24 protein-coding genes are annotated in these 24,014 nt (G+C 45.3%); 15 read left to right on the top strand and 9 right to left on the bottom strand.

Going from position 1 to position 24,014, the window contains the following annotated elements:
- Positions 1 to 33: 33 nt before the first annotated feature.
- From J7W08_RS12040 to hisC, 7 genes are all read left to right on the top strand, one after another.
- On the top strand, positions 34 to 642 hold the full coding sequence (locus J7W08_RS12040) for a CDP-alcohol phosphatidyltransferase family protein (RefSeq protein ID WP_233084671.1): 609 nt from the start codon (positions 34 to 36) through the stop codon (positions 640 to 642).
- 69 nt (positions 643 to 711) lie between these two features.
- Complete coding sequence (locus J7W08_RS12035) at positions 712 to 1,152, top strand: archease (protein ID WP_233084670.1); 441 nt, start codon at positions 712 to 714, stop codon at positions 1,150 to 1,152.
- A gap of 61 nt (positions 1,153 to 1,213) precedes the next feature.
- Positions 1,214 to 2,674, top strand: a complete 1,461-nt coding sequence (locus tag J7W08_RS12030) for an RtcB family protein (RefSeq protein ID WP_310742501.1) — start codon at positions 1,214 to 1,216, stop codon at positions 2,672 to 2,674.
- A 422-nt stretch (positions 2,675 to 3,096) separates the two neighbouring features.
- The gene (locus tag J7W08_RS12025; RefSeq protein ID WP_233084669.1) at positions 3,097 to 3,567 is read left to right on the top strand and encodes a PUA domain-containing protein; all 471 of its coding nucleotides are present in this window, start codon (positions 3,097 to 3,099) and stop codon (positions 3,565 to 3,567) included.
- Positions 3,568 to 3,742: 175 nt separating this feature from the next.
- Positions 3,743 to 4,573, top strand: coding sequence for a polymer-forming cytoskeletal protein (locus J7W08_RS12020; protein WP_233084668.1), 831 nt, complete (start codon positions 3,743 to 3,745; stop codon positions 4,571 to 4,573).
- Positions 4,574 to 4,600: 27 nt separating this feature from the next.
- Positions 4,601 to 5,773 carry an acetylornithine transaminase gene (locus J7W08_RS12015; RefSeq protein WP_233084667.1) on the top strand — a complete coding sequence of 391 codons (1,173 nt, stop codon included), beginning with the start codon at positions 4,601 to 4,603 and terminating at the stop codon, positions 5,771 to 5,773.
- Entirely contained in the window at positions 5,760 to 6,842 is a 1,083-nt protein-coding gene (gene hisC, locus J7W08_RS12010; RefSeq protein ID WP_233084666.1) for a histidinol-phosphate transaminase, read from the top strand. The genes J7W08_RS12015 and hisC overlap by 14 nt, the downstream gene beginning before the upstream one ends.
- 47 nt (positions 6,843 to 6,889) lie before the next feature.
- Here the strand turns inward: hisC and J7W08_RS12005 are convergent, their stop codons facing one another.
- From J7W08_RS12005 to J7W08_RS11995, 3 genes are all read right to left on the bottom strand, one after another.
- Positions 6,890 to 7,246 carry a dihydroneopterin aldolase family protein gene (locus J7W08_RS12005; protein ID WP_233084665.1) on the bottom strand — a complete coding sequence of 119 codons (357 nt, stop codon included), beginning with the start codon at positions 7,244 to 7,246 and terminating at the stop codon, positions 6,890 to 6,892.
- A 92-nt stretch (positions 7,247 to 7,338) separates the two neighbouring features.
- Entirely contained in the window at positions 7,339 to 8,418 is a 1,080-nt protein-coding gene (locus J7W08_RS12000; RefSeq protein ID WP_233084664.1) for a sensor histidine kinase, read from the bottom strand.
- Positions 8,419 to 8,662: 244 nt separating this feature from the next.
- Positions 8,663 to 9,070, bottom strand: a complete 408-nt coding sequence (locus J7W08_RS11995; protein ID WP_233084663.1) for a winged helix-turn-helix transcriptional regulator — start codon at positions 9,068 to 9,070, stop codon at positions 8,663 to 8,665.
- Between the two features lie 329 nt (positions 9,071 to 9,399).
- Between J7W08_RS11995 and clpB the strand changes: the two genes are divergently transcribed.
- Positions 9,400 to 12,006, top strand: coding sequence for an ATP-dependent chaperone ClpB (gene clpB, locus J7W08_RS11990; protein WP_233084662.1), 2,607 nt, complete (start codon positions 9,400 to 9,402; stop codon positions 12,004 to 12,006).
- A 58-nt stretch (positions 12,007 to 12,064) separates the two neighbouring features.
- On the opposite strand, the gene J7W08_RS11985 is transcribed toward clpB, so the two are convergent.
- The 3 genes from J7W08_RS11985 to artA are packed head-to-tail and all read right to left on the bottom strand — an operon-like array spanning position 12,065 to position 14,195.
- The gene (locus J7W08_RS11985; protein WP_233084661.1) at positions 12,065 to 12,745 is read right to left on the bottom strand and encodes an archaetidylserine synthase; all 681 of its coding nucleotides are present in this window, start codon (positions 12,743 to 12,745) and stop codon (positions 12,065 to 12,067) included.
- Positions 12,742 to 13,371: a phosphatidylserine decarboxylase gene (locus J7W08_RS11980; protein WP_233084660.1), complete on the bottom strand. Its 630-nt coding sequence runs from the start codon at positions 13,369 to 13,371 to the stop codon at positions 12,742 to 12,744. The genes J7W08_RS11985 and J7W08_RS11980 overlap by 4 nt, the downstream gene beginning before the upstream one ends.
- 11 nt (positions 13,372 to 13,382) lie before the next feature.
- Positions 13,383 to 14,195 carry an archaeosortase A gene (gene artA / locus J7W08_RS11975; RefSeq protein ID WP_233084659.1) on the bottom strand — a complete coding sequence of 271 codons (813 nt, stop codon included), beginning with the start codon at positions 14,193 to 14,195 and terminating at the stop codon, positions 13,383 to 13,385.
- 66 nt (positions 14,196 to 14,261) lie between these two features.
- On the opposite strand from artA, the gene J7W08_RS11970 reads away from it, so the two are divergent.
- The 4 genes from J7W08_RS11970 (at position 14,262) to priL (ending at position 16,855) form a co-directional block, all read left to right on the top strand.
- A complete protein-coding gene (locus J7W08_RS11970; protein ID WP_233084658.1) occupies positions 14,262 to 14,681 on the top strand; it encodes an NUDIX domain-containing protein in 420 nt (139 codons plus the stop codon).
- A complete protein-coding gene (locus tag J7W08_RS11965; protein WP_233084656.1) occupies positions 14,659 to 14,970 on the top strand; it encodes a transcription factor S in 312 nt (103 codons plus the stop codon). Before J7W08_RS11970 ends, J7W08_RS11965 begins: the two co-directional genes overlap by 23 nt.
- An 87-nt stretch (positions 14,971 to 15,057) precedes the next feature.
- Positions 15,058 to 15,795 (top strand): proliferating cell nuclear antigen (pcna), encoded by a 738-nt coding sequence (pcn, locus tag J7W08_RS11960; RefSeq protein WP_048193698.1) that lies wholly within the window; start codon positions 15,058 to 15,060, stop codon positions 15,793 to 15,795.
- Between the two features lies 1 nt (position 15,796).
- Positions 15,797 to 16,855 carry a DNA primase regulatory subunit PriL gene (priL, locus tag J7W08_RS11955; RefSeq protein ID WP_233084655.1) on the top strand — a complete coding sequence of 353 codons (1,059 nt, stop codon included), beginning with the start codon at positions 15,797 to 15,799 and terminating at the stop codon, positions 16,853 to 16,855.
- 184 nt (positions 16,856 to 17,039) lie between these two features.
- Here the strand turns inward: priL and J7W08_RS11950 are convergent, their stop codons facing one another.
- On the bottom strand, positions 17,040 to 18,359 hold the full coding sequence (locus J7W08_RS11950) for a cobyrinic acid a,c-diamide synthase CobB (RefSeq protein WP_233084653.1): 1,320 nt from the start codon (positions 18,357 to 18,359) through the stop codon (positions 17,040 to 17,042).
- Positions 18,360 to 18,436: 77 nt separating this feature from the next.
- On the opposite strand from J7W08_RS11950, the gene moaA reads away from it, so the two are divergent.
- Together moaA and J7W08_RS11940 are read left to right on the top strand one after the other, a co-directional pair.
- A complete protein-coding gene (moaA, locus tag J7W08_RS11945) occupies positions 18,437 to 19,393 on the top strand; it encodes a GTP 3',8-cyclase MoaA (protein WP_233084651.1) in 957 nt (318 codons plus the stop codon).
- A 1-nt stretch (position 19,394) separates the two neighbouring features.
- Positions 19,395 to 19,544 (top strand): hypothetical protein, encoded by a 150-nt coding sequence (locus J7W08_RS11940; protein ID WP_233084650.1) that lies wholly within the window; start codon positions 19,395 to 19,397, stop codon positions 19,542 to 19,544.
- 37 nt (positions 19,545 to 19,581) lie between these two features.
- On the opposite strand, the gene surE is transcribed toward J7W08_RS11940, so the two are convergent.
- Together surE and J7W08_RS11930 are read right to left on the bottom strand one after the other, a co-directional pair.
- Entirely contained in the window at positions 19,582 to 20,367 is a 786-nt protein-coding gene (surE, locus tag J7W08_RS11935) for a 5'/3'-nucleotidase SurE (RefSeq protein ID WP_233084649.1), read from the bottom strand.
- A gap of 137 nt (positions 20,368 to 20,504) precedes the next feature.
- Positions 20,505 to 20,780: a hypothetical protein gene (locus J7W08_RS11930; protein WP_233084648.1), complete on the bottom strand. Its 276-nt coding sequence runs from the start codon at positions 20,778 to 20,780 to the stop codon at positions 20,505 to 20,507.
- A 317-nt stretch (positions 20,781 to 21,097) separates the two neighbouring features.
- Between J7W08_RS11930 and alaS the strand changes: the two genes are divergently transcribed.
- Positions 21,098 to 23,869 (top strand): alanine--tRNA ligase, encoded by a 2,772-nt coding sequence (gene alaS / locus J7W08_RS11925; protein ID WP_233084647.1) that lies wholly within the window; start codon positions 21,098 to 21,100, stop codon positions 23,867 to 23,869.
- Positions 23,870 to 24,014: the final 145 nt, after the last annotated feature.

Raw genomic sequence — 24,014 nt, 5'->3', positions numbered from 1 at the left:
CCTAATAAGAAAGAGCAAGATAAAGGTTAGTCCATGACCATTGACGCATTAAGACCTGCTGCCACAAGAATACTTGATCCGGTAGCTATAGCGATCGCAAGAAGGAGAATATCACCAAATTCCCTTTCGATAGCTTCCTTTGGATTTGCAGTACTGGCAGGTATCTGTTTCTATTTCTCGGTCGAAAGGCCATACTTTGCACTTGCAGCCATACTTTTTGTCGGGCTCAATTCAGCCTTTGATGCACTTGACGGCGCGGTAGCAAGGTACCTTCGCACAGATAGCAAGAAAGGCGACTTCCTTGACCATGTAATAGACCGTTATTCCGATGTGTTCATCATCTGCGGAATGTTCTTCGGCGGGCATGTGCAATGGCAGATCGGCACCATAACCATCATCCTGGTCTTGCTTGTAAGCTATTTGGGAACACAGGCACAGGCACTGGGTATCGGAAGATTCTACGGCGGGATCATGGGCAGAGCTGACAGACTGGTGCTGATACTGGTTGCCTCACTAGCATATTACATCTACAGTGAACCTGTCCTGGGATACACAATGATAGGCTGGTGCATAATCGTCATAGGTCTCGGAAGCCATATCACAACGATACAGAGAATGGGCAGCATATGGAAGCGCCTCTAAACGTTTTGGCCTTCTGACCCCGATTATTTTTGGAATAGTTTAAAGTAGAGCAAAGTCCATTTAAAAATCATGCAGTTTCCTGACCTGAAATATGAATATCTTGAACATACCGCAGATGCAAAGTTCAAAGCCTACGGAAAAACAATGGAAGAGGCTTTTGAGAACGCAGCTGTTGCCATGTTCAACGTAATGATCAATACATCAAAGGTTGACTGCAAACACACAGAAGAAATCAAACTTACAGCACCTGACATAGACGATCTTTTGGTTGACTGGCTCTCAGAACTTCTGTTCCTCTTCGAAGTGGATTTCATAGCCTTCGGAGAGTTCAAAGTGGAGAGTATCACACAGGTGAATGGCGAATACACAATATCAGCACAAGCAAGCGGTGAAGAGATCGATCTTGAAAAACACGAGATCGATACCGAAGTCAAAGCTGTGACCTACAATGACCTGAAGGCAGAGGAAGTTCCGGAAGGTTTCATGGTACAGGTAACAGTTGACACATGATCAGATCACAGGATCATACAAGGAAACATAATAATTATAGATCACAGTGGGAGGGACACGCATGGAAGATGCAGGCAGCATAAAGGAATCACTCAAAAGGATAGACGATAATATATGGGAGATCCCGATCGGATCGAAACCAGGAATGAACGTCCCGGGAAGGATATATCTCTCAGACAAACTTATCCACAACCTTGAACCGGAAGCACTCGACCAGGTCGCAAACGTGGCAATGCTCCCCGGAATACAGAAATACTCCATGGCGATGCCTGATGCACACCTTGGATACGGGTTTCCCATAGGAGGCGTTGCCGCCTTTGATGAGGAAGAGGGGGTTATCAGCCCGGGAGGCGTGGGTTTTGACATCAACTGCGGAGTACGCCTTGTCAGGTCCAACCTCACTGTTGAAGATGTCCGTCCGGTAATGAAAGAACTTACTGAGAAACTATTCCAGTCAGTACCTGCGGGCGTAGGTTCCAAAAGCCGACTGAGGGCATCTGATAGCGAACTGGATGATATTTTCCTGCATGGCTCCCGCTGGGCAGTTGAGAACGGTTACGGTGAGAAGGCAGACCTTGAACACTGTGAAGGTGGCGGATGCATAGAAGGCGGAGATGTAAGCCACATAAGCACCAAGGCACGCAAGAGGGGACGGCCACAGGCAGGAACATTAGGCAGCGGCAACCACTTCCTTGAAGTGCAGTATGTCGATAAGATATACGATCAGGAAGTTGCTGATAACTTTGGTCTGGAAGAAGGACAGGTATCATTCATGATCCACTGTGGTTCAAGAGGCACTGGTCACCAGATCTGTACCGATCACCTGCGTACCATCTCACAGGCTTCAAAGAAGTACAAGATAGCACTTCCTGACAAACAGCTTGCATGTGCTCCGGCACAGTCCGATGAAGCACAGAACTACTTCAGGTCCATGATATGTGCTGCCAACTATGCATGGAACAACAGGCAGATAATCACCCACTGGACCAGAGAGATCATTTCAGATGTTTTCAGGTCTGACATCGACGAGCTTGGGCTCGATCTGGTCTATGACGTTGCACACAATGTAGCAAAACTGGAAGAGCATACCGTGGACGGTAAGAAAAAGAATGTCTACGTCCACAGGAAAGGAGCTACAAGAGCATTCCCCCCAGGACATAAGGACGTTCCACAGGCATACCGCGATGTGGGCCAGCCGGTATTGATACCTGGAAGCATGGGAACAGCTTCGTTCGTACTTCATGGAGCAGAAGCTTCAATGGACATCTCTTTCGGAAGCGCATGCCACGGAGCGGGCAGGGTAATGAGCCGTGCACATGCAAAGAAGGAGTTCCACGGCGAAGACATCAAGAGCGATCTTGAAAAAAGCGGGATCATGGTAAGGGCTGCACATCCATCCGTGATCGCGGAGGAAGCACCTGGAGTTTACAAGTCCAGCAGTGATGTTGTCAATGTTGTGCATGATCTTGGCATCGCAAGAAAGGTTGCCAGAATGATGCCCCTTGGTGTTGTTAAAGGCTGATCGGACAGAATATATCATAAGAACTGATCTGGCAGGATACTAGAACGATATAGCTTTGCTTAGAGTTGTCTGATGTGAAAAGATGATCAGTAGAATTAAGAAATAACCAGTAGAGTTAAGACATGATCGATTGAAAGATATTCAGAAATGATCATAGCAGTTGAACAACATTAAAAAAACTACAAGAGAGTGAGGAAACGGCTTCGTTTGAGGGGATGAATGGTTTGCTTGATTACAGTCATTTACAACACAAAAGTTTGCAAGCAATCTGTCCGCTTCCTCAAATAATAGATAGAGATAATAATATTTAAAGATGTTCGATATCGTTTAAATATAAAAGAGGTTATGACGAATTAATTGCAATGTATTTTTCCAATATCCGACCGTCAACCATTTTAAGTTCTATCATTAATCTTGCGCCCATGGATAAAAAGGCGAAGATGATCAAAAAGGTTCGTATTATGGCTGACTACCAGTTCGGCAAGGGATGTGGAGATATTCTTTTTTCTGATGACGTGACCTTCCAGCTCTCAAGGACAAAACGTATCAGGCAGATCATGATCGATGGCAAGCGTATCGCAACAGCAAGAGCAAGGGATGGAATGCTCACACTTAGCATGGACGCGGCCACAGCGATCCACGCACACGTTCCTGCACCTGGCCTTAGAGTGACAGTATGCGATGATGCAGTACCTTTTGTTTCAAAAGGAAAGACCACATTCGCAAAACATGTGACATCCATAGACCCCGGTCTTCGAAGCGGCGATGAGGTAATCATTGTAGATGAGAACGACAGGGCCATTGCTACCGGACAGCTCATGCTTTCACCCGATGAGGTTGAAGCACTTGATACCGGCGCTGCAGTGGACGTACGTTGCGGATGTGAACAGTAACTCTGCAGGCATCCGGAAGAACCACACCAGAGGAAACTAACGTCAAAATATACATATAGCAACAGGTTAAATAAGCTGTGAGCTTATATATCGCCTCAAATTCATCTCGCCGGAGGGTGAAATCATCGCAGAAGAGGAACTCTTTAAAACGTTTGTCATTCCTGACAATACAAAAATGGAAGAGCACAATATCGTGCTGGATGGAGACATCATAGTAGGTAACCATTCAGATATACGATATGGCCTGATAGCTGATTCTGCGATCCTCGGAGAAAGGGTTGAGGTTTCCGGCGATATCAATGCCAGATCAGACATCAGGATCGATATCTGGTCCCACATTGGCGGAACTGTCAAGACAAAAGAGAACGCCTACATCGGAGAGTTCGTCTCCATTGACGGGAAGCTTGTGGTCAAAGGTGACCTTGATATCGGCAACAATGTAAAGATCAGTGACGGATTCGAGGCAAAGGGATGGATCGTTGTAAGGAACCCGGTCCCCGTAATAGCATATCTTTTCCTGTACCTGACCGAACTTTTACGCATGGGCAAGGATGAAGAGGTCGAAAAGGCATTAAGTGAAATGTTTGACGAAGAAGTTGAGACCATCGGCACTACTGCCATGATCATACCAAACGGCTCCAAGATCTCCATCGATTCCATAAGAGTTCCTTCAAATGCTGTTATCGGAAGCGATTGCCGCCTTGTGGGAAACATCCGCGCCACTTCACTTGACCTGGCAAATGGCACTACACTCTACGGAAGCATACGTACCATGAACACAGTGAACCTTGGTGAGAACAACACCATACACGGGAACATAGTTTCACGTGGAGATGTACACATCAATAAAGGTACACACATCCTTGGAGAGATCAATGCCAATTCCATAAGGATACATGAAAGCGCACGTGTGGACGGTGTCATGAGAGCATCAGGCGGGATCGTCTTCGACCGTGAAGAAGAGGATGTCCTCAATGAGAAAGAATTGATGACACTCGATATTTGACGAACATAACTAATTTTGAGGTATTCTATGACCAAAGAGACTACCCTATCAAAAGATTACAAATCAATTGTAGAACAGGATGAAAAGTACGTAATGCAGACATACACACGCCAGCCCATCGCTCTTGAGAGCGGGAAAGGCTCAGTTGTCCGCGACATAAACGGTAATGAGTTCATCGATTGTGTGGCAGGGATTGCCGTGAACAATGTGGGACACTGCCACCCTCGCGTCGTAGAAGCGATCAGTAAGCAGGCGGAGAAGCTCATACACGTTTCAAACATATACTATACCGATGTGCAGGCACAACTTGCCGAGGAACTTATCAATATTACCAACATGGGCCGTGCATTCTTCTGTAACTCCGGTACCGAAGCCGTTGAGGCTGCAATGAAACTGGCAAGGGTCACAACAGGAAAGACCGAGTTCATCGCAGCGGAACACTCATTCCACGGCCGTACAATGGGCTCCCTCACAGTTACACACAAATCCATTTACAGGACACCATTTGAACCTCTTATACAGGGTGAAAAGTTCGTTGCCTACAATGATGCACAGGCGATCAGGGATGAAATAACAAAAGATACTGCAGCAGTTATCGTCGAACCAATACAGGGAGAAGGTGGAATCAATGTCCCATCAGATGAGTACCTAAAAGAGGTACGTGAGATCTGTGACGAGAACGATATGGTCCTGATATTCGACGAGGTCCAGACTGGTTTTGGAAGGACAGGAAAGTGGTTCTGTAAAGACCATTCAAAGGTAGTTCCTGACATTATGACCATGGCAAAAGCAATCGGCGGAGGATTCCCCATGGGTGCCATTGTGGCACGTGATGGCATATCCTTTGGAAAGAGCCAGCATGCTGCAACCTTCGGAGGCGGACCACTGGCATGTGCTGCATCCCTTGCATCCATAGGCGTGATCAGAGACGAAGGTCTTGTGGACCGCTCAGCACAGATGGGCAAGTACTTCATGGACAAGCTCAACTCACTTGAACTCGACAACATCGTGGAAGTTCGCGGACGTGGCCTTATGATCGGCGTGGAGATCAACAAACCCTGTGCAGACATTGTAGACCTTGCAAGGGAAAACGGAGTGCTCCTTAACTGTACATCCGAGAAAGTAATCCGTATCGCACCTCCTCTGGTTATCACCAAAGAACAGATCGACACGGTGGTGGATGTACTTGCCCAGATATGATCTGATAAAGGAAGAAATAGCATCCATTGCAAAATATGTTCCCGGCAAATCAATTGATGATATTGTCAGGACCTATGGACTGGACCCTGCATCTGTCATCAAGCTTGGTTCGAACGAGAACCCCCTGGGCCCATCACCAAAAGCAGTGGAAGCGCTCATAAAAGATGCACAGGCGATCAGTATTTATCCATCTGCCGATGCCCGTGAGCTCGTGGAAGCGATATCAGAATACACCGGCATAGATGCAGACCATATTGTAGCATCGGGCCCCGGCATGGACGGACTTCTGGACGGACTCACAAGACTTGTCATCAGCCGCGGTGATGAGGTCATCCTTACAACGCCAACGTTCTCCTACTATGAGATATCTGCACGTGCAAACGGTGCAGTTCCTGTTTATGTACAGCGTGAAGAGGATTTCTCAGTGGATGTTGAAAAAGTACTCGATGCAATCACACCACGAACAAAGATAATTTTCCTGTGCTCACCCAACAACCCTTCAGGCAATGTAGTACCGGAAGAAGACATACTGCGGATCGCAGAAGCCACTGAAGCCCTTGTTTTCGTTGACGAAGCATACGTGGAATTTTCTGACAAGAATATCGCACATCTTGTTCCAAAATATGACAATATCATCGTCGGAAGGACATTCTCAAAAGCATTCGGTCTTGCCGGAATGAGGATCGGATACGGCATGCTCCCAATATGGCTCAAGGAAGAATACATGAAGATAGCAACTCCATTCAATGTAAGCTCCGCAGCAGTAGCTGCAGGTGTTGCTGCGCTTTCAGATACCGAGCACCTCAACAAAAGCATTGATCTGGCACGTACGGGCAAGAAGTATCTTCAGGATAACATCCCGTTCAAAGTATATGACACTCAGGCAAACTTTGTCCTTGTTGACGTAACCCCACACAAAGCACGTGATGTTACCACAGAATTACTCAAAAAAGGGATCATTGTGCGTGACTGTACATCCTTTGCCAATGCAGGAGATTCACTCATACGCATAACCATTGGAACAGAAGAACAGAACAAAAGGATAGTGGAAGGCTTTTCTTCCATCTGAGCCGTTCACACCTTAAAGACATCTATCTGACTGCCTGATAAAGGCAGTCAATAGATCTCATCTATTTTCATTAACGGATAATCCAGTTCTTTGTTGAACTCCATTGAAACATGTGCCCTTACAGAGCCGTATTTTGCATCGATCTGGACATTGAGCATGCGACCTTCCAGCTCACAGTAACCAAACTCATCATTAAGCTTTGAGCGTACCATATCCCTGTCGATAGAAACGGTTATCCCCTCCACACAAGGTTGAACCGAGATACTCTGCGCAATAGCAGTCTCAAGACTTTCCACCGTCCTCAGGCTCACAGGAGAACCGGTGAACTGATGATACAAAGCTCCAAGTTTAATTCCAGCTTCAAAAAAGACGTTATCCCTGTCAGTTATTGTGTTTTCGGCCATATGTTACCTACCATGATCATTGCTGCAGCGAAATTGACCTGAAAATATAAAGTTAATACGGTCACCTGAAAGCAATAGAACAGGAAGAAATATCAGGCTTTCTTTACAGTTACCCAGAAAACACTTCCATTGCCTGCAGGATTATCTTCCACGCCTACCTCACCGCCGTGCAGGTCAATTATCCTTTTGACAATAGCAAGACCCAAGCCCGTTCCTTTCACTGCAGCCTTGTTAACACGTTTGAACCTTTCGAAAACGTACGGTTTATCCTCATCAGCAACCCCTTCACCGAAATCAGTTACTGTTACCTTCCACTCTTCACCATTGTCAAGAATATCAACAATCACCTTGCTGTTCTCAGGACTATATTTTACTGCATTTGAAAGTAAATTCGCAAAAACTTCTTCCAGCACCGGACTTATTTTTGCTTTATAGATACCATTTGCATTGTTTTCAAGAACTATATTCTTACTTTTGAACTGAACACGAAGAGCCTCTATTGCCATCCTCAAAAATGCACCAACATTCAATTCCTTGAATTCCAGTTCACTTGTAGATTCCAGCCTTGAAAGCTTGGAAGCTGATTCGATCATGTCGATAAGCTTTTTATTACTTCTTTCAATAGCAAGGAGTTTTCCAGTAGTATCCGGATCGAACTCCCTTTTAAGTAATATTTCAACAAATCCTTTGACAAGACCTGCAGGATTCAGCAGGTCATGGCGTATGATATCAGTGAAAAGATCCTTAAGCTCATTTGAGCGTTCCAGTTCCCGGGCATATTCCTGAAGATCATACTCCACCTTTTTCCTCATCGTGATATCACGATAACTGCAAACATGTCCTTTGACCATACCATCTGTGATAACAGGGAAAAGATGGTACTCAAAAATGCGACCATCACTGAAATAAAGGATATCTGAATCTCTTTCAATCGATCTTGAAAACGTCTTAACCTTTGAAAGGACCTCACTTGCATTTTTCAGTTGAGGTACACCATATTTGGTAAATGCCTCGATATAATCCTTCCCAATTTCAGACTCATCAGGAATATCCCAGATCTCCCTGAACTTATTGTTCGTCAGCCTGATCGTTCCGTGGTTATCAAAAAAGGATATACCATCATCTGTAGCTTCCAGAACATTCCTTAAAAGGGACTCTCTGCTTTTGATCATCCCCTCCATATTTTTATTACCGGAGATTACCCCCTTGAACTTTTCTTTAGAAGAAGATCTCATCTGATCTGCGTCAGGATCATCTTTTACGCCAGATGCATCATTTGCGGTGATAGGAATACCTCCCTGAAACCGAATATGAATAACTGTACCCCACAATCATTCAAAATATAATATATAAGCATGCAATATATAAGAGTGCCGAACCATTCTAATCAAGACATCAAAAACAGGAAGCTAAAGCTCATCTACTTCTCAAGCCGACCTCATTATCGATATCTTCTGCGATCTTCTCCAGTTCATCGAATATCCTTTCAGAATCTTTCCTCATCTCACAGACAGCAGCTTTAAGGCTCCCTCCACGAAGATACAGCAGCTTTTTTCTTCGATATACAAGACCAGAACCTATAAGGTTGCGAAGGTGATGATTTACCCGGGATAAATTGATACCCAGAGAGCGTGCAAGCATTTCAGAAGTAACTCCTTCATCATGAGACAGATTTGAAAGCAGGTCCATGACGATCTTTTTGGAAATATTCTCGACATCCCTGCCAGAGGAAAGACCAAAGCTATCGCAAAACCAGTGAATATCTTTCTCGAGATCTTTTTCCACAGGTTTTTCAATATTGATAAGAATGATCTGATGAGCCATCAATTATACATTGAGGTTCAAAGCATATATACCTTCTTGTTTTTGTTTATATGATATCGATAAAATTAAAATGAATAGCATAAAATAGAAATGTATTCCCGAATTATACAAAATGCTTAAGTACTAGAACAAACAATTTGAAGTGTTAAATAATGCAGCTCACAAAAATACCCGATTGTGATCTGGAAATACAATTATGCTATCAAGTAAGCAAGGGGAGTATGCTTCAAGATGCAATTGGGTCATTGTTGAGTACGCACATGTAATCCATATATTGATCACATGAAGTAGAACAAACCATTACATGACCATAACATAAGGAGGTTCAAATGGATCTAAACCGTTTTACACAGAAAGCACAGGAAGCTGTCCAGAAATCATTCACCATTTCTGCAAGGTACTATAACCAGCAGACAGATTGTGAACATCTGTTCCTTGCATTAATGGAACAGGATAGCGGCCTTGTACCTACACTTCTCAACAATATGGGTACTGACACACAGACGATTGTCCAAAAGCTAGAGGAGCATTTATCCGGACTCCCACAGGTATCAGGCCCGGGAAGTGAGCAGGCATACGTAAGCCAGTCATATAACAGGGTACTCGATACTGCTGACAAGGAAGCTCGTTCAATGAACGATGAATATGTCAGCGTTGAGCACCTGCTCATAGCATTACTAAAAGAGAAAGGAAGTCCCAGCTATCGCATACTTGGAGAAGCTGGGATCACACTTGAAGCCGCTTTACAGGCCATAAAAGAACTAAGGGGGAACCGACGCATTACAAGTGAAAATCCCGAAGACACCATGGAACCGCTCAAAAAATACGGAATTGACTTTACCGAACTTGCTGCACAGGGAAAGCTTGACCCTGTGATCGGAAGGGACCAGGAGATCAGACACACCATAGAGATCCTTTCCAGGCGCAGGAAGAACAACCCCGTCCTCATCGGAGAAGCAGGTGTAGGAAAGACCGCGATTGTCGAAGGTCTTGCATTGCGTATTGCAAAAAGAGATGTTCCCGATGCCATGAAAGATAAGAAGATCATCGCACTTGACATGGGTTCACTGATCGCCGGAGCAAAGTTTCGAGGAGAGTTTGAGGAACGCCTCAAAGCGGTCCTGAAGGAAGTTGCAGACTCAGAAGGACAGATCATCCTCTTTATCGACGAGTTACACACCATAGTAGGTGCAGGTGCCACTGAAGGCGCCATGGATGCAGGCAACCTGCTAAAACCAATGCTTGCAAGGGGGGAACTACACTGTATCGGTGCTACGACCCTTGATGAATATCGCAAGTACATCGAGAAGGATGCAGCTCTTGAGAGACGTTTCCTGCCTGTACTGGTGGACCAGCCAGATGTAGAGAACACCATCTCCATCCTGAGAGGATTGAAAGAGAGATATGAGGTCCACCACGGAGTGAGGCTTAAGGATACTGCACTTGTGGCAGCAGCAGTTCTCAGCGACCGTTACATCTCGGACAGGTTCCTGCCTGACAAGGCCATCGATCTTGTGGACGAGGCTGCTGCAAAGGTCAGGACATCCATAGACAGCAAACCACCGGAACTGGACGAAGCCGACAGGAAGATCCTCCAACTCGAGATCGAGCGCGAAGCACTCAGGAAAGAGAAGGATGCGGTTTCAAAAGAACGGCTTGCAGACCTTGAGAAAGAGCTTGCAGACATCCGTGCCGAGTCCGACGCAATGCGTGCAAAATGGCAGGGAGAGAAGGACATCATCGCAAACCTGAGTTCCTTAAAACAACAGATCGAAGAGATAAAGATCCAGCTTGAACTTGCTGAGAACAGCGGGGACTTTGAACAGGCCTCAAAGCTGAAATACGGCACACTGGCACCTCTTGAGCACCAGTATAATGAGGAGGAAGCAAAGCTTCAGGAGCAGCAGGAGGAGATGCTTCTCAAAGAAGAAGTTGGTGAAGAGGAGATTGCACAGGTAGTCAGCCAGTGGACGAACATCCCGATCACGAAGCTCATGGAAGGAGAACGAGAGAAGCTTATCCACCTGGAAGACAAGCTCCATGAGAGATTGATCGGACAGGATGAAACAGTAAAAGCTGTCTCCGACGCTGTCATCCGTGCCTATGCAGGCATCAAGGACCCGAAGAGGCCTATCGGAAGCTTCATTTTCCTCGGACCTACCGGCGTGGGTAAGACAGAGCTTGCCAAAGCACTGGCAACTGAGCTCTTCGATGATGAGAACAACATGATCCGCATCGACATGTCCGAATACATGGAAAAGCACACTGTATCAAGGCTGATCGGTGCGCCGCCGGGCTACATCGGCCATGAAGAAGGAGGGCAGCTTACCGAAGCAGTACGCAGGAGACCATATTCAGTGGTTCTGTTCGATGAGATCGAAAAGGCCCACCATGATGTATTCAATGTCATGCTCCAGATACTTGATGATGGACGCCTGACAGATTCACACGGAAGAACTGTGAACTTCAAGAACACGTTGATCATCATGACATCGAACATCTGCGTGGACTACGCCATCTCAAAGCTCGAGAAGGGGGAAGAATACGCCAGTATGCAGGAGATGGCACAGAACGAGCTGACCAAACACTTCAGACCGGAGTTCATCAACCGTATCGATGAACTTGCCATCTTCAGGCCGCTGACAAAGGACCAGCTTGTGCAGATCGTAGATATTAAGGTTGCAGACCTTGTCCACAGGCTCAAGGAGAAGAGGATTAGCCTTGAGCTCACCGATGCTGCAAAGCATTATCTTGGAGATGCAGGATACAGCGAGTCTTTCGGAGCACGACCACTTAAACGTGTCATTCAGAACGAGGTCGAGACAGCAGTTGCAAAACTGATCGTTGAAGGTAAAGCTCTCGAAGGATGCACGATCGTTGTGGATGCGAACGAACGCGGCATAACTGTGGAAGTGACCAGTCAGGCTGAAGAATAAGACATTAAAAGGGGGTTTGAAGCCCCCATCTCTATTTTAAATTCCCACTCAAGCCCCATTAATCCTCATAATACTTTCTTGGAACCCTCATAATAGGAGACTCAAGATAAAGTAATAGAAGCAGGAACATTGCTGTTGAGAATATTGGAAGATATGCAGGCAATACAATGTAGGATGCTATGGGTAAAATGAATACGATGGCTACAAAAGCCATTGCTTTTGAACCCCTCAACTTAGGATAAGGATACTCACTTACCATAAGCAAAGAGAGCAACAGCATAATTGCGATAACTCCGTAGAACTGGACGTACCTGTCTGCCATGAGCAGATAGGAAGCAATCACTACAGCAGCTGCGGTTATAGGCAGACCTTCAAAATCAGAGATAGTTTTCTGTTTTGTGTTGAACCTTGCAAGTCTTATAATTCCACAGAACAGATAGAAGCATGCCACAATGGCCATTAGGTAAGGATGAGAATAACCATAGATGAAATATAAGGCAGCTGCAGGTGCAACACCAAAGGAGATAGCATCTGCAAGGGAATCCAGATACTCACCGATAGCACTGTTAGGCATCCGACGTGCCAGAAAACCATCCATGCCATCAGCAATAGCTGCGAAAAGGATGAGTATGAAAGCAAGGTCATCATACCCGGAGCATGCACTGAAGATCGCCATCATGCCAAAAAGGGCATTCCCAAGTGTCATAAGATCCGGGACCCGGAGGGTTTTGAACATCATTGTTTTTTCCTCTTGAATCCTTTTTCTTTTGCGATCATGGTTTCCCCTGCATACACACGGTCACCGACCTTGCACGATATCTCAAAATCAGAGGGAATTGTCACATCGACCCGGGAACCAAAGCGTATCATCCCGATCTTTTGTCCACTGGCCACCTTGTCCCCCACCTTCAAATATGACACTATCCTACGAACCAGAACACCAGCTATCTGAGTAACTTCCACATCCCCGTGGCTGCTTTCAATAACTGTGATCGTACGCTCGTTCCTTTCAGAATCCTTATTGAAAGCTGGTATATGCCCGCCTTTTATATGAGTTATGCCCCGGATGGTTCCGGAGATAGGGGCACGGTTGACATGAACATTATGAACGTTCATGAAAACGCAGACCTTGCCATTGCTGATATCTATTACCTTACCATCAGCAGCAGAGAACAGACAATGGTCACATATCTTTGTTGTCCTTTCAGGGTCCCTGAAGAACCATACTACAAAGATAAAGAGAGCAAGACAAAGATATGACAGGTAACGAAGTAATCCAAGACCTGTAAAATTGGATACTATTGTGCTCGCCAGAGCTAACAGGCCCACAATAGCGACCCATGAAGTCGAATCTTTAGCTAACATTTCTGAAGTCCTTAGCTTTTCCGTAATATATCCCTGATCTGCCGGGTTGTCATTTGCCATAATCCATCGATCATGTCAAGGAGCTCAGGCAATATTCGCATCACTGCATATGCTATCACAAAGAGCGCAATAGCTGAACCGAACTTCGCGATCACATGATGAGCTATCTCAAAGCTTTCAGGTCCGAACCACTGGTCACCATAAGCTGCAATTACGAAAACATTCCTGACAATGTTCAGTGCAAATATTACCGGCACAGAGATCATGAAAGCTGACATGAGCCTTTTGAAAGAAACATTGATGGAAACTATCAAACCAGTGAAGAGAGCGATACTTTCGATGGCAGTACAGGCAAGTATGATCTGCACGGTGTAACCATTATAGGTTATCTTATGCCATGTAGACTCCACATTGTAACCCAGAAGGCCAAGCAAACCAGCTGTAGCATTGGTCACATTGGATATAATCCACTGGTTCAGGGAAGGAATGTTCGCGAAAGGGAAGTAGAACAATGAACCTATTGCCGTTGCGCTCGTAACCATCAGAATTATATTGGTATCCTGAGACAGTCCGGACTCTGAAGGTTCCCTGTACTCACGTATCATATTATGTGCCATGAAAAGGCAGAAGGCAGCAATTGCCAGGGTCAGAACTACATTAAAATAGTCACTGATCTCAATATAATGTAGCGGCTGGTATGCCCAATGAAGAGAAAAGAATATCCACCCTACCCCACCTGTGAGGAACTTTATTCCTCTTGTTGCAGGTATGATCGAGGATAATACCATCAGGGCAACTGCAATCCATAGTACGTTTTCTATCATTATCAAACACCTTTATCACAGGTATCATATATAGTATCTTGCTAAATGTATTAAGGTTTTGTTCAAATGACAGTCCCCACCACCCCCCTGCTCACAGTTGATGCCGTAATCATCTTAAATGGTAAGATTATACTGATAAAAAGAAAGAATCCCCCTTTCAAAAACGGATTTGCACTACCGGGTGGTTTCGTGGAGATAGGCGAGACGACCGAAGCTGCGGCAATTAGGGAAGCATATGAAGAGACCGGACTATCTATCGATCTTGTCAAATTGATAGGAGTGTATTCAGAGCCTTCGCGAGATCCAAGAGGACATACTGTATCGGTATGCTACCTTGCGATAGGCCACGGCGAACCAAAAGCCGCAACTGACGCAGCTGAAGTAGCCTCATTCGACCTGAAGGAGCTACCGGATATAGCTTTTGACCACCGAAAAATGATTGACGACGCAGGAGATGATATTAATGGAATTCTGTCCAAAATGTAAGAGCATGATGTTCCCCATCGAAGGGTCATTAAAATGTAAAAAATGTGGGTACGAAAAAGATAAGGAAACAAACCCTGAACTGGTATCAAGATCAAACCGTGAAGAAAGAGAGGTCACTGTACTTGAAGGCGATATTGACGAAGGACTTCCTACAACTACAGCAAGATGCCCTGAATGTGAAAACAACATAGCATACTGGTGGCTAAGACAACTCAGATCTGCTGATGAATCTGAGACCAGGTTCTTCAAGTGCACCAAATGCAGCTTCACATGGCGTGAATACGACTGAAGATATATGTGCGAAGAACAGTGAAAGCATATATACTGTAAATGATATAAAGAAGTTGAAATCGAAACTATTTGGCGGAGAAACAACATGTTCAAGGCGACAATTGATGCATATCTTCTAAAAGATTCAGTCGAAACATTATCTGTACTCGTAGATGAAGCAAGATTCAGGATATCACCGGAAGGAATCGCGGTTCGGGCAGTAGACCCTGCAAATGTTGCAATGGTCAGTTTTGACCTGGCAACTGATGCATTTGATGATTTCAGTGCAGATGACTGCGAATTGGGATTAGACCTGTCAAGAGTAAGTGATATACTTGCAGTTGCAGACAGGGATGACAAGGTCCAGATGGAACTTGATGAAGATACAAAGAAACTAAAGATCCAGATCGGAGGTTTCTCATACACCCTCTCATTACTTGACCCGTCAACCATTCGTGCAGAGCCAAGGATCCCACAGCTTGAGCTTCCAGCAGAGATCGTCCTCAACGGCAAGGATCTCCAGAAGGCTGTCAAAGCTGCAGAGAAGATAAGTGACCATATGTTACTTGGCGTTGAAGGAGAGAATTTCTTCATGGAAGCTGAAGGCGATACTGACCGTGTGAAACTCACAATGTCACGCGACCAGCTGATCGATATCAAGGCAAATGACACACGTTCACTGTTCTCATTGGACTACCTGTCAGATATAATCAAACCCGCTTCAAAATCCAATGAAGTTACACTACACCTTGGAAAGGACTTCCCGATAAAGATCAACTTCTCCATCGCTAATGGAGCCGGTACTATCGGATATCTCCTGGCACCAAGGATCGAATCTGACTAAAATGGACAGCAGAGATCTCGCCTTATATCCTTTTGTATCCGAGGCATCCGAGTATGTCGGTGGCCTCGGTTTTTCACCAGAGAAGCTCTTATCCTCCCGCGCACTTGACTCTGCCCGCATGAGGGGAAAGGAGCGTGTGATACAATCGCTTACAGGTGAGATCGAAAAACCGTCACCTTCAGCTTCGGAAGAGGGAAAGATCCTCACCGAACTTTTGTCATACCCTTTTGCAAGGATACTTGTATCCTGTATCGATGACCAGTTCCTGATAAGAAAATATGCACTTGCCGAAGCAAAAGCTGCATACAAGATTCTTAAGACCCAGCAACCGGAGTTCCTACAGGAGCTTGGCCTTGATTTCCAGATCAATGCAGAGACCTACGAGAACGTGGAGTCCCACGATATCCTTTTTGACCTTCATTTTACAGATTACATCAAACTTGCAACTACCTTAAAGGACCTCAACTGGAAACTGGTCAACAGGAAAATGAAAGCAGGCCATGTCAGGATCAGCAAGGAAGAATTTGCCCGCCTGCTGCAGGAAGCCATACGTTCACGCATACAGAATGCCCTTCCACTTTCAATTCCTGAGGAGATCAGCGAGGCATGCACACCATACCTTGCAGATATCAATGAAACCCTTGAGGAGAAAAAATCCGACTTTGGAGTTGGGGAGTTCCAGAAAGTAGAAAGCGAACTGTTCCCTCCATGTATTGTGCAGGCTATTGCAAATGTCAGGGCAGGAGTGAATCTTGCCCATTCAATGAGATTTGCAATGACATCGTTCCTGTTGAACATCGGAATGACCGTGGACGAGGTCGTAGCCATGTTCAATGTATCTCCTGACTTTGACGAGGAGAAGACAAGATACCAGATCCAGCATATTGCCGGCTCATCAGGAACATCTTATAAACCACCATCCTGCAATACAATGCGTACATATGGTAACTGCTATAATCCGGATGAGATCTGCAAGAACACAAAGCATCCGTTAGGCTACTACAGCAGAAGGATGTGGCTCAAGAACAAAATGGAAAAAGAAAGAGAAAAGAAGGCTTGAAGACCCTCCTTTTGAACTTCGAACAGTTACTACTGAATTTCAGTTATTACTGGCATCAGTTTCTACTAGTTTTCATTTAGTACTGGCATCAGTTTCTATTGATCTTCAGTTCCCAGTGAACATCAGATCATACTGAGTATCAGATTTCACCTACACCAGCAATAACTTCTGTTTTCCCATTACTTTATTTTCGGCTATATTTGCGGCACTGCTCCACAAAACTGTCCACAGGGAAAGAACCCGGATGTGCGTGCATATAGCTTGCCAGAGAATTGTGCTCTGTGATACCATCCTTGCCATTCATGATGCCTTTTCCACGTGACATTTCATAGATAAGCCTTGAATCACTGTCACATTCTGTGAGAGAGTAGTGGAACTCATGTCCCCTGACAGGTCCATTTATGAACTTGCCCTTTGCAACACCTTCAGTGTATCCCAGTGCCTGAAGTCTCTTTGTAAGGATAGTCTCTGCAGGGAAAAGGTCTGCCATCTTGTAAACAACGTCCTCGATCTCATAGGAACTGCAAAGGTATTGTAGTCCTCCGCATTCACCGTAGATAGGCATGCCGTCTGCTGAGAAGTCTTTGAGCTTTTTGGTCGTCCTTGATTTTTCAAGCTCAGCAATGTTAAGCTCAGGATATCCACCACCAAAGTACATACCATCCACTTCAGGGATGTCGCCATCAAGAGGACTGAAGAACTCGATCTTTGCACCACATTTACGGAACATGTCGAACATTTCTTCATAATAGAAACAGAATGCATCATCACGGGCAACGCCAATTGTGACCTCAGACATATTACCAACACATCGTTCATCTTCCACCTCAGGCTTCTTTGGCTCGGAAGCAAGGGAGAGGATCTCATCGATATCAACATTCTCCTCAATGAACTCTGCAAGCTTACCAACATCATAATCCTGTTCAGAAGCCATGTGCAGGCCAAGATGCCTTGAAGGTACCTTTATGTCGTTGTTCCTTGGAACAGTTCCCACAACAGGAATGTCGGGAAGAACATCTTTGATCATCTGGGCATGTCGGGGGCTTCCCACCCTGTTAAGGATAACGCCGGCAATGTTCACATCCTTGTCGAACTCGGTGAATCCTTTGACTATGGCAGCCGCACTTCTTGACATGCCGTGCACATTCACTACCAGAATAACAGGGATACCAAGAGACTTGGCAACATGGGCTGAGCTGGCGATCTCCGTTGAGTTCATACCATCATAAAGACCCATTACACCTTCGATGACAGAGATATCAGCATCCTTGTAGCTGTTATCAACAGTTCTGCGAACACCATCAACACCCATCATGAATGTATCAAGATTTCTTGAAGATCTGCCACAGATAGCAGTATGATGAGTAGGATCTATGTAATCAGGACCAACCTTGTAAGGCTGTACTTTCATATTCCTTTTCGTAAGGGCGGCCATAACACCCATTGCCACGGTGGTTTTGCCTACACCGCTATGTGTTCCTGCAATTAGGACCGATCGTTTCATGCCACTAATTGAGTTGGTTTTATATATATCCATTACTATTCCTGTTCATAACATAATCCATTCTAGTGTATACGAACATGAAAACTTCAAATGATCTTCTTACAGACAAGTTCGGACGAACGGTCAAAAGTCTTCGGATATCACTTACCAACCGCTGTAACCTTGACTGCATCTATTGCCACAGTGAAGGAGATGAAGGCAGCAGAAATGAGATGACGGTTGGAATGATCTCAGACATAGTGACCACAGCAGCAAAGTTCGGCGTCAATAAGGTCAAGTTCTCAGGTGGTGAACCTCTTGTCAGGAAAGATTTCGAGGATATACTCAGGGCATTGCCGGAACTAAAGGACGTCTCAGTGACAACCAACGGCGTTCTCCTGAAAGACCGAGCATACGCTCTGAAAGAAGCGGGACTGGACCGCGTTAATATAAGTCTTGACACCCTTGATCCGGAAAAATATGCTTACATCACACATGGAAAACCGGAAAACCTGAATGATGTCCTCGAAGGGATAAATGCAGCCATAGATGCTGGCCTTACCCCTGTGAAGATCAACATGGTCCTCCTCAAGGGCATAAATGAGAATGAGATAGATGATATGCTGGATTTCGTTCGAGCTCACAAGGGAGACCTCGTGTTGCAAATCATACAGGTCATGGACTTCAGGGAAGGTGCACAATACAACCTCGATGCTGAAGAGATCGAGAAAGATCTTGAAAGGCGTGCAGATACCACAAGGATGCGCAAAATGCATCACCGTAAAAGCTATATTATCGACGGGGCAGAAGTTGAGTTCGTACGACCTATTGACAATGCAGAATTCTGTGCTAATTGCAACAGGCTCAGGATAACTGCGGATGGTAAGTTAAAACCCTGCCTTCTTGTCAATGATAATCTTATAGATTTCTCAAATGCTGATCCCGAAGACCTTCCAGAGCTCCTGAGAGCATCCATCGAACGTAGAATTCCTTTTTACAGGGACTCTAAAGAAAGAAGGATCATTGAGAAAAAAACAATTATTGGAGATCAATAAAATGGAAGTAGAACTTACAGTAGACGGTAATGATATCGAGATCAACCATTTCGTACAGAAGATACTTGGAGCAATGACAAGTTCTTCTGTGGAGACACTTCACGGTGTCGATGAGAACTGGAAAAACCTCACCATCAAACTTAAAAAATAAATATAATTATTTTCATCTGGCCAGAGGTATCAAAACATCAGACCAGATGTTCTATATCCAAGAAATTTATCGGAGATGTAGCATCCAGCGAGATCGGTGTCACGGATATATGACCGTTCTCAATGGCGTTGACGTCAGTTCCCTCTTCTGCTTCATGGATCAGGTCACCTGTGATCCAGTAATATGACGTCCCCCGAGGATCATGACGCTCTTCCACATCAGTGTCGAAGAACTTGCGTGCAAGCCTTGTGATTTCCACTTCACAATCATCTTCTGCAAAATGTGGGATGTTGATGTTCAAAAGGTCCACATTCTCAGGAAGACCTTCCTTCAACACTTTTTTTGCCACCCTGTTTACAAACTTCACTCCCACATCGAAGTCATGCTGGAAATCCCTGAGATCATCGAATTTAAGACCTTCTTCCTTTACCTGAATGGAGGCTGCAATGGCAGGAACACCATAACTTGCACCTTCGAGTGCAGCACCTATGGTGCCGGATGTTGTGATAGTATCAGTACTTATGTTCTCCCCGATATTGAAGCCAGAGAGGATAAGATCAGGCAATTCCTTCATGATAGTAAATATTCCAAGTATTACAGAATCTGTAGGAGTGCCGCCCACTGCATTTACTTCTATGCCGTCTATGACTGTACGATTAATGCGCAGTGGTTCAAATATGGATATAGAGCGTCCCACACCACTTTGCTGCATAGCAGGTGCTGAAACTGTGACATCACCCAGATCAGATACACTTCTATAGGCTGCCCTGATACCGGCAGCGTAGACACCGTCATCATTAGTGAGCAGTATTCGTGTTGACATTGTTGCTTTCTTTGTTCTCTGTAGTATTATAGTTAATGGAACAAAAAGAGAAAAAGAAAAAGGGAGTTGTGGAATGCGAACTTCAGAAAATAGACCGGGACCAATGCCATTAAAAAGTTCTTATTCAAAGAGAGGAATTAAATTGGTAACTGTTCAGATCCTACTTCTGACCTTACCTTGTTGTAGGTAACATTAAAGCTGTCACCAATGGACCCTGCAAACTGTCCACCATTAACCTCAAGTTCCATATCAGGTACAGATTCACCCATCTCCGGATCATCAAGTATAGGGTCACAAAGATATATCTGCAGATCCCCGGAGCCATCCAGGAAAACTGATGGGCGAACACCTGTAGCATCATACTCTTCTATTGCGCCCCTGAAGACCAATGACATATATTTGACTGCTTGCATTGTGATCATCTATTCCTAACGTACAATACATAGTTTCTATGGACATGCATATATCCAGCATGTCCATGATTTTTGCAGAAATGAAGAAAATATGGACACATCGGAAAAGACAAAATTAAAAATACGTCTAATAAAAGGACCAGCAGACACAATGGGTCATTAAGAAACAAAGAAGTGAAGCAGGTAGTGACACATGATTGTGCTCAAAATGAGATATTTATTTAAACTATTGAACGATACGTGGTAGAACACATTATACGTACTACATATATTGCATACAGCATGATTACAAAATAACACTTACAGTTGGAATCATTATGCTTGAAGATGAATATCAAATCGATTTTTTCTCTGATAACGGATTTATCAGAAAACAGTGTCCTAAATGTGGAAAATACTTCTGGACACGAGACCAGGAAAGGTCAACATGCGGAGATGCACCATGCGACCCGTATTCATTCATAGGCAATCCTGTATTCAAGAAAAAGATGGAACTTGCCGACATGCGGGAGTTCTACCTTAAATTTTTTGAGGAACAGGATCACACCCGTATTGACAGATACCCGGTCATTGCCAGATGGAGAGACGACATTTACCTGACAATTGCATCAATTGCCGACTTCCAGCCATTTGTAACATCCGGACAGGTACCACCACCGGCAAACCCACTCACAATTTCCCAGCCATGCATCAGGCTTTCTGACCTCGATGCTGTGGGAAGAAGTGGCAGGCACCTTACCACTTTTGAAATGATGGCACACCATGCCTTCAACAATCAGAAGAAAGAGATATACTGGAAAGACCACACCCTTGAACTGTGTGACGGGCTTCTCAACTCTCTTGGTGCAGACCCAATGGCCGTCACATACAAAGAAGAACCATGGGCAGGCGGCGGAAATGCAGGACCGTGTGTGGAGACACTTATCGGCGGACTTGAGGTTGCAACTCTTGTTTTCATGGATCTGAAGCAGGACAAAAAGGGAGACATAAACATCAAGGGTGACCAGTATTCCAAGATGGATAATTACATCGTGGATACCGGATACGGCCTTGAGAGGTTCGTGTGGGCATCAAAGGGTTCACCTACCATCTATGATGCAGTCTTCCCCGGCATTGTGAACGAGCTAATGGGACTTGCAGGTATCGAGCATGAGCTTGAGAACGAAGAGTACACCAATATCCTTTCACAGAATGCACGCCTGGCAGGGCTCATGGATGTCAGTGAGAAAGCAAACCTGTTCGAATTGAGGAAGCAGGTCGCATCCAGCATCGGAACCACCGTCGAAAAGCTCAGTTCCATAATGGAACCTGTGGAAAGCGTCTACGCAATCACAGATCACACAAGATGCCTCACATTCATGCTCGGTGACGGCGGCATACCATCAAATGTCAAGGCAGGATACCTTGCAAGGCTTGTCATACGCAGGACACTCAGGATGATGAAAGACCTTGACATCAAGATCCCGATCTCTGAGATCGTTCAGATGCATATCGACAACCTGCCGGAATATCCGGAATTCCAGGAGAACTTCGATGTCATAGAGGATATTCTGGCCCACGAGGAACGCAAGTTCGCGGACACACTTGACCGTGGCAGGAGAATGATGGAGAAATCTGCCAAACATTACAAGAAGAGTGGAGAAAAGATCCCTCTTGAGACCATAATCGACATGTATGACAGTCAGGGAATCCCACCAGAGATCTCAAAATCTGTTGCATCAGAGGTCGGTGTGGAAGTAGACCTTCCGGACAATTTCTATTCACTGGTAGCAGATAAGCACAGCAAGTCCGAAGAGAAAGAAGAAAAGGTCATTCCTTTTGCAGACAGGATCGCAAAGTTGCCAAAGACAAAGCGCCTGTTCTATGACGAGCCCAACAGGATGGAGTTCGAAGGTGTTGTCCTCGACATATTTGAGAAGCATATCGTACTTGACAATACTCTCCTCTACCCGGAGGGCGGCGGACAGCCAGCTGATCACGGAACATTGACCGTTGAGGATGTTGTACTTAATGTGGTGGACACCCAGATCTACAACGGAGTGGTGGTCCATACCATTGATAATATCGAGGATGAACTGCACATCAGAAAAGGTGACCTTGTGGTCGGCAGGGTTGATGAAGAGCGCCGTATGGCACATGCAAGACATCACACTGCAACCCACATAATCAATGATGCTGCAAGGGATGTCCTTGGAAGCCATATCTGGCAGGCAGGTGCCCAGAAGTTCAGGGACAGGGCGCGCCTTGACCTTTCACACTACAAACGTATCACACAGGAAGAGCTGGACCAGATCGAGCTGATCGCAAACCGTACAGTCATGGAGAACAAACGTGTGCTTAGTGACTGGATGGACAGGACAGAGGCAGAACAGAAATACGGATTCCGCCTTTACCAGGGTGGTGTACCCCCAGGAAAGATGATACGCGTCATGCAGGTAGGCAATGACATCGAGGCATGTGCAGGTACCCACTGTACGAACACAGGACTTGTGGGACCGATCAAGATACTGAAGACCGAACGCATACAGGACGGTGTCGAACGTCTGGAATATGCTGCGGGAGAAGCTGCTATCAAAGCAATGCAGGATCTCGAAACACTTGTGCGCGATTCATCCGAAACACTGCGCGTATCAGCAGAACAACTGCCATCTACTATCGAGAGGTTCTTTGACGAATGGAAGGACCTCAAGAAAGAGAACACAAAGCTCAAAGACGAACTTGCTCATGTAAGAGTAAGCCAGCTGATCACAGACGCTGAGACCATCAACGGCATCAGGGTGATCGCAAAGGCGGTCACGCATGCAGATAGCGATGAACTTACAAAAACAGCTGGTGAACTGACACAGGAGAACGATGTCGTTGCTGTGCTGATAAGCGAGATGGACGGTGTTAAGATCGTGGCAGCAGCTGGCGATGAAGCTGTTAAGAACGGCGTCAACGTTGGCCTGATCGTCAAAGAGATGTCCGCAATTGTCGGAGGCGGTGGCGGAGGACGTCCTAACATGGCCCGCGGCGGAGGAACTGACCCATCAAACATGACCGGCGCCCTGGATCGTGGCATTGAGCTGTTAAAAGAACAGCTCGACTGACCGGGAATTGAACTTAAACAAAAAGGAGTTCTTTTGCGGCACTGCCAAAAAAGAGCACCTTTTAATAATGTTCAAGTGCTGATCAGAACTTACTATTTGAAGCAGATCTTCTGCCATTCTTTACTTTTTTGCTCTTTTTTTACAT

It is taken from the genome of Methanococcoides orientis (assembly GCF_021184045.1).
Taxonomy (GTDB): domain Archaea; phylum Halobacteriota; class Methanosarcinia; order Methanosarcinales; family Methanosarcinaceae; genus Methanococcoides; species Methanococcoides orientis.
This window is presented reverse-complemented; position numbering and strand designations above follow the sequence as displayed.